The sequence below is a fragment of the Paenibacillus xinjiangensis genome (assembly GCF_059686975.1).
On record NZ_JCAALS010000018.1, the window covers coordinates 133,477 to 140,120 of the forward strand.

Consider the following 6,644-nt stretch of genomic DNA (forward strand, 5'->3'; position numbering starts at 1 on the left):
ATTCATCTAACAGGGAAGCTGTGATCAATGTGACCGCTCGCATAATTGATGTAGAAACAAGCTTGTATGACGGTGGAGGATGCAGGCTCTGGGTCACGGTGCCTTTTTTTATGATTATCAGGAGGTGAGGAAGGATGAAATGGCTGGCACAGGTTAGAAAAGGCTATGGCAAGAAGCTCGTCTCTCTCCATGCTTGGAATGGCTGGATTGTCGTTATTCTAGCGCTGACTGGGCTTCTGCTGCTAGGCGGCTTCTGGCGTGGTGTTCTGGGTGAAGGGCGGGTATGGCTGAAGGGGCTGCACATCGTAGTAGGCATCGCCTCGATCCTGCCTGTTCTGTATTATTTGCTGCTGGCGGCTAAGCACTGGAAGCAGCTGAAGGAGAAGCCTTGGCAGCGATTCAACGTGCTTGTCGTGCTTGGCTTGCTGGCAGGGTGGTTTTTATCAGGCGTTGTGCTGTGGCAGTTCAGAGCCTTCGGCCCGACTTGGTCGAATGCCGCGCTTACCATTCATGATCTGCTGACGTGGGTAGGCTTGCCTTATATTATTTATCACTCCATCACTCGTACCAAGTGGCTGAAGGAGCCGAATCGTCGGACAGTGATGACGGGGCGGGAGGATCAAGGGCAAGGTCTGCATCCTGCAGCAGGGCCGGAAGCCGTCTATTCCCGTCGTACCGTCATTAAATGGACCGTCGGCACAGGCATCGCTATTGCGCTTGGGCCATCCTTCCTGAAGTGGCTCGGCGGGGCGCTAGGCACAGGATTAGGTGGAGCCAAGACGATTGATCAGCTGGTGGACAGCGATGGGAATAACCTGCTGCCTGCTCCCCAGCCGCTTCCGGCCTCGGCGCCACCGACAGGCGGAGGTGCAAGAGGGCAGTTCCGCGTCTACACGGTTACGCCGATTCCAACGTTCAATAATGCGAATTGGTCATTCACCATCGATGGTCTGGTAGATAAGCCGCAGACGTGGGACTGGGAGCAGTTCGTCGCTCTGAAGCGCAAGGTGCAGGTTAGTGATTTCCACTGTGTAACGGGCTGGTCCGTCTATGCTAATACGTGGGAAGGCATCCCGCTGAAGGAGTTTCTCAAGGAAGCGGGCGTGCAGTCGACGGCACAGACCGTGAAGTTCTATTCCGGTGATGGGGTCTATACCGATACATTGACGCTGGAGCAGACGGATATGGACGATGTCATGGTTGCCGTCATGCATGATGGGAAGGTCGTTCCAAGCGATCTGGGCGGCCCGGTGAAGCTTATTGTACCGAAGATGTACGCATACAAATCCGTGAAGTGGCTCAACCGCATTGAGCTCATCGAAGGCGAGCATGTCGGCTACTGGGAGCAGCGCGGCTATTCGAACGATGCGTGGGTGTGATAGGAAGCAGTGCAAGGTGGTTGAACCTTGTGCTGCTTTTTTTTGCTGTTGTTTCTGTTAGGTGGGTGTGTGGCAGTGGCTGGAACTTGCGTGTGTGGCTGCGTGCAAGCTGCTGACTGCCGTTTAAGGCCGAAAAGCGGCTTAAATCGTACCTGTGATGCTTAGATTGTGGCAGTAAGCTGGAAAACAACCTAAAATCAGCCCCATGCAGCTCCGCTCGTACCGAATTAAGCCATTTAAGGCCGAAAACCGGCTTAGAGCAGACACAGTATACTTATGTTACAGGATTAAGCCGGAAAACGACCTTAGCTAGTGGGAAGAGAGATATATTTTACCCAATGAATAGTTAATAGGATAGGTTATTTAGTGGTGTGTAATAGGCGTTGTCCGGTGGTGTGAGCCGTGTGAACGGTTGATGATGCAGGTGGTGTGCTTTTAGTGATAAGATAAGGCTATAGAGGAAATTCAATCCATTAGTTGATGCTTGAGAGGAGCGAAAATCAGATGACTTTTTATAAAAATGCAGCTTTCGTGCAGGAGCAGTTGGGCAAGGAGGGCGTAGTTGTTCTTGATGTTCGTTATTTGCTGAGCGATACCGATGCCGGGAGAAGGAGCTATGCGGAGGGGCATATTCCCGGGGCTTATTATGTAGATCTGAGCAAGGATCTCTCCTCGCCCAAGCGCCCGAACGGAGAGGGCGGCCGCCATCCGCTGCCGGAGCCGGGAGTGCTGGCCCAGCTGCTAGGGAAGCTAGGCATTAGCCGCACGACGACAGTAATAGCCTATGATGATCAAGGCGGTTCGATGGCTTCGCGTCTGCGCTGGCTGCTGCAATGGCTTGGTCATGATGGACAAGTCTATTTGCTCGAGGGTGGATTTGCAGGCTGGCAAGCAGCAGGTCATCCAGTGACTACTGAAGTGCCTGCGCTAGTGGAGGGTACAGTCTACGAGCCTGCTGTTCAGGAGCAAATGCTGGTCAGCCAGGCTTATGTGAAGGAAAGAATGGGCCAATATGGCACCGTACTGATTGATTCCAGAGAGGCTCCGCGCTATCGCGGCGAAGTAGAGCCGCTCGATCCTGCAGCGGGCCACATCCCAGGCGCGATCAATCGCTTCTGGAACGAAGGCAAGCATGCCGACGGCACTTGGAAATCATCGGAGGAGCAAGCCGAGCGCTTCGCCGACATGTCCAAAGACGATGAAATCATCGTCTACTGCGGCTCAGGCGTAACGGCAACGCCGAACGTGTTCGCCTTGCAGGACGCAGGCTTCCGCAATGTGAAGCTGTATGCGGGGAGCTGGAGCGATTGGGTTTCTTATGAGGGGAATCCGGTTGCGGTGGGGGACGAGGAGATGTCGACAGAAGAATAGCAGTATTTACTCGATGAATACATCGCCATGCGGGGTCTGTAAGCTCTGGCGATGTATTATTTATGCCTTGAAGTCAACACAGAATCAACACTCGCGCTCTGAAAATACTTACATGAAGCTCAGAAGCGAGTGCGAGCCTGCATTCGCTCGCACGACTTCGATACATCGCGCAATGCTATGTACGCACACAAAGAGGCCGATAATTCCCACGCTCATAAGCGGCTGCTGGACATTGATACTGCAGGTTTTTTCCTAACAAATCAACAATAAGAAGTCTCTAGAGGATCGATTAACAACGAATCAACAACCGTGTTTCCAAGGGAGAGAAAATCAGGATTTCACTGCTCTGTTTCTTGCAAGGGTGGTCGGCTACCTCTCGAAGAAGGGAAGGATGCCTATGGAGGTTAAAGACGCTTTGACGTTGATGATCGGTTTTGGTGCGCTAATTGTTGCGCTGCTGACGCTGGTTGTCGCCATAGTCGCAGCGATTAACCAAAAAAAATAGACCGTCCCTCTGCAAGGAAACGGTCTATTTCTGATCGCATATCCGAAACCGACCGCCTTTGAAGCGGTCTATTGTGCTGTTGGAGTCGTGTTGACGCACGACTCCTTCTTTATTTTTATTATAACTTCGCAGGTTTATATACATGCAATAAAATAATCGATAAAGCTCACAATCGGCAATTTTAGGCAGTGGAAATAAATCACATATTGTTGTCGCCGACGACTGATGAAAGAAGATATTATGCAAGATAAAGTCGAAGGGTTAATTCAATATTAGTTATGGATGCTCCATACTATTGTGCGGAATTATTTCCATTTGGCCTAACAAACTTGACGAAAATAATTAAAATTAATGAACGAAAATGTGTTATTCGAATCTACAATTATTTCAAGGAAGTCACGGGCATGCCCGAACCAATACGGATCAATTTTTGAATATTTAGTTAAACATGTTTGTGTGTGTCCCTCTTCAATTTCTCCAAGGGAATTATTTTGCCATCCATAACGATGGCCGGCATCGATGTAACCCAGTATTCATTAACCTTAGACTGCATCTCCGCACTCGATCCTGTATCGTTAGCGTCATAAATGAGAATGGAACACTTCGGACATGCGTATTGCTTCACACGTTCGACAATATCATTTCCGTACAAGCTACTGTCAGTAAAAATTTCAATGTTTTTACCCATGAATGGTTTCATTCCTTCATTATTTTTTTAAGAACGGGGCATTCCTGCTTCGGTAGTGGAAGCGAATGAGGTGGTAGGACAGTCACTTGTTCTAATAGCGATTTGAAGTTTTCCAGCTGAGCGATTTTTTCTTCAATTTCTTTTATCTTTGCTGTGGCGAATGCATACATTTCATTCATTGGGTAGTAGTCCTCTTGTCGTACCAAAGCTAACAGGTGTTTGATTTCGTTAAGGGTAAACCCCAAGGCCTGTGCTTTCTTGATAAAATTCACATCGTCAACAGCAGTTTCCGAAAACATTCGGTATCCTACTTTATTTCTGTGCGGTTTCGATAACAGTTCCCGTCTCTCATAGTATTTGACGGTCTCAACATTCACGTTAGATGCTTTAGCCAGCTGGCTTACCGTAAGGCCATTCATGAGATCAACCTCCTCTTAAATAATAATAAAGCCGGTACTATGGTACCTGGTCAACAAAAAGTTAATAAACCTGTCTTTCCAGCCGTTCGAAGAACCGTATCATGCTGGAGTGATTGGAGCTCGGATAGCGGTAATCCGGTTGCGGTGGGGGAAGAGTAGGAACGCAAATATGGATAGTAGTATTCGGCAAAAAATACATCGCTACACGGACTTTATATCAACTGCCAGCATCCACGGGCAAAAGCTCCTCGATGCCAAACCATTCCTCCGCTAAATGACGAGAGTCAGCACGGAAGCGCAAGACGAATTCTGTCACCCTTGACGGATCGCGCGGGCTCTGGCCTGTGGTACACTCTTGCATTGGAAGCTCTCTTCGAATGAATGTCCTTTCAGGATGAGCATATGTGGCTCTACAATCCGATGTGATACCAGACCTTTGGCATTGGAATAGATGAATCGCTATTCGGCAGCTATCTACCGCTTCTTTTAACAGTTGTAGTTTAGGGCGCAGCCTCTCGTTGCCATATGAGGTGGAGATGCTGCGCGAGCGTGGGGCCGCATTACTAAAGAACGGGAAGTAGATTGGAAATATGCTATAATATGGGAAAGGTAAAGTGCGAAAGGAGGAACCGCGAACATGAGCTGGCCGCATGGAGAGATAGGCATGATCGAAGAGCTGCGACCCGAACTTATCGGCTATTGTTACCGAATGATGGGGTCCATCTTCGAGGCGGAAGACGCGGTGCAGGATACCATGACCCGCGTCTGGCAGAGCTGGGACCAGATTTGGCAGGATGCTTCGCGCAAAGCTTGGATCTATCGGATTGCCACAAATGTTTGCTTAGATCGGCTACGGAGTGCGAAGCGCCGGGCGCTTCCGATGGATCTCTCGGAACCTGCCGCCCTGATAGTGGAACCCAAGGACAACTTGCCCAGAGCTTATTGGATATGGCCGGCTCCCGATTCCACCGGCAATCCGGTTGATATCGTGGTTAACAGGGAGACCATTCGATTATCGTTCATTGCTATCCTGCAAAAGCTGCCGCCCCGTCAACGCGCCGTACTGATCCTGCATGATGTCTTCCGATGGCCGGCCAATCAGACCGCAAATGCAATGGGGATGACCGCGGCAGCCGTCAACAGCGCTTTGCAACGGGCACGGGCGACGTTAGCTCATGCGAATCTCCGGTCTGATGCTCTGCAAGAGCTGGACGGCGAAGCAGATCAAGATCTTCTTGCCCGTTACGTTGAAGCTTTCGAAAAGTACGACATCGATGCGTTATTGGCGCTATTCCACGAGAACAGCAGCTTGTCGATGCCGCCTTTTGTGATGTGGATTAGCGGCAGACCGAATCTGTCGTCGTTCTATCATATCACAAGCAGCCATTGTTCGGGCTCCCGGCTGCTATCGATCCGGGCGAACGGCAATTGTCCCGCTTATGCGCAGTATGTGCCAACCGGACGTGACGGATTATTGGTCCCATGGGCCATTCATATTCTCGAGATGAAGAACGGAAAGATCGCGCATCTCCATCATTTCATCGACTCCGATTTATTTGGCCGGTTTGGTTTACCGGCCTGTTTAGACACAAGTACGAATTTCGCAACGCACCGATGATTTTTCCACGGCTAGATCGTCTATATAGATGAAAGTGAAAATAGATGATTATTCAAACCTAAGGAGGAACAATTGATGAACGTAAAACTTACCCCTTACATTACTTTGAAGGGAAACACCAGGGAAGCCATTCGGTTCTATGAACAAGCAATCGGAGCGGAAGTCCTCTCCATCATGACCTACGGAGATATGCCGGAAATGCCGGATACGTTCACCGACGATCTCAAGGACCTTGTGGCACATGCCAAGCTGCGAGTTGGTGAATCCGAACTCATGTTTTCGGATGCTCCCGGCGGTTCGACGATCGAAGCCGGCAAACGAGTCACGATCTGCATCACGACGAACGACGTGGAACAATCCAAACGAATATATGAAGCCTTGCGGCAAGGCGGACAAGTCAATATACCGTTTAATGAAGAACCGTTCAGCCCTGGATTTGGCGATGTAACGGACAAATTCGGCGTGACCTTTCAAATTTATACGGAAATTCAAAACTAATCTCAGTACGTGACCCATGAGAAGGGCACTTTGAAAAAAGTGACCTCTTGCGGGTCAATGTCATTAAGTTAAGGTGCTGAACCAAATAACTATGTAAAAGAGCAGGTTATCGAAAGATAGCCTGCTCTTTTTTTGCGTGAAAAAGATTAAAAGAACTTGACAAGCA

The 6,644-nt window shown here is 49.4% G+C and carries 8 protein-coding genes; 5 read left to right on the forward strand and 3 right to left on the reverse strand.

Going from position 1 to position 6,644, the window contains the following annotated elements; translation table 11 throughout:
- The first annotated feature begins 134 nt into the window (after positions 1 to 134).
- The 3 genes from AC6ESP_RS18515 to AC6ESP_RS18525 all read left to right on the forward strand — a co-directional run bounded on the left by AC6ESP_RS18515 (position 135) and on the right by AC6ESP_RS18525 (position 3,255).
- Positions 135 to 1,379, forward strand: a complete 1,245-nt coding sequence (locus tag AC6ESP_RS18515; RefSeq protein WP_497098214.1) for a molybdopterin-dependent oxidoreductase — start codon at positions 135 to 137, stop codon at positions 1,377 to 1,379.
- A gap of 504 nt (positions 1,380 to 1,883) precedes the next feature.
- On the forward strand, positions 1,884 to 2,750 hold the full coding sequence (locus AC6ESP_RS18520) for a sulfurtransferase (protein WP_497098215.1): 867 nt from the start codon (positions 1,884 to 1,886) through the stop codon (positions 2,748 to 2,750).
- 397 nt (positions 2,751 to 3,147) lie between these two features.
- Entirely contained in the window at positions 3,148 to 3,255 is a 108-nt protein-coding gene (locus AC6ESP_RS18525; protein ID WP_214626128.1) for a putative holin-like toxin, read from the forward strand.
- 442 nt (positions 3,256 to 3,697) lie between these two features.
- Here AC6ESP_RS18525 and AC6ESP_RS18530 read toward each other — a convergent pair whose 3' ends face one another.
- From AC6ESP_RS18530 to AC6ESP_RS18540, 3 genes are all read right to left on the reverse strand, one after another.
- Complete coding sequence (locus AC6ESP_RS18530; RefSeq protein ID WP_497098216.1) at positions 3,698 to 3,955, reverse strand: hypothetical protein; 258 nt, start codon at positions 3,953 to 3,955, stop codon at positions 3,698 to 3,700.
- Complete coding sequence (locus tag AC6ESP_RS18535; RefSeq protein ID WP_497098217.1) at positions 3,952 to 4,362, reverse strand: MerR family transcriptional regulator; 411 nt, start codon at positions 4,360 to 4,362, stop codon at positions 3,952 to 3,954. The genes AC6ESP_RS18530 and AC6ESP_RS18535 overlap by 4 nt, the downstream gene beginning before the upstream one ends.
- Positions 4,363 to 4,579: 217 nt before the next feature.
- Positions 4,580 to 4,723 (reverse strand): hypothetical protein, encoded by a 144-nt coding sequence (locus AC6ESP_RS18540; protein ID WP_497098218.1) that lies wholly within the window; start codon positions 4,721 to 4,723, stop codon positions 4,580 to 4,582.
- 351 nt (positions 4,724 to 5,074) lie between these two features.
- Between AC6ESP_RS18540 and AC6ESP_RS18545 the strand changes: the two genes are divergently transcribed.
- Together AC6ESP_RS18545 and AC6ESP_RS18550 are read left to right on the forward strand one after the other, a co-directional pair.
- Positions 5,075 to 5,980, forward strand: coding sequence for an RNA polymerase subunit sigma-70 (locus AC6ESP_RS18545; protein ID WP_497098224.1), 906 nt, complete (start codon positions 5,075 to 5,077; stop codon positions 5,978 to 5,980).
- Positions 5,981 to 6,055: 75 nt separating this feature from the next.
- On the forward strand, positions 6,056 to 6,478 hold the full coding sequence (locus tag AC6ESP_RS18550; protein WP_497098219.1) for a VOC family protein: 423 nt from the start codon (positions 6,056 to 6,058) through the stop codon (positions 6,476 to 6,478).
- Positions 6,479 to 6,644: the final 166 nt, after the last annotated feature.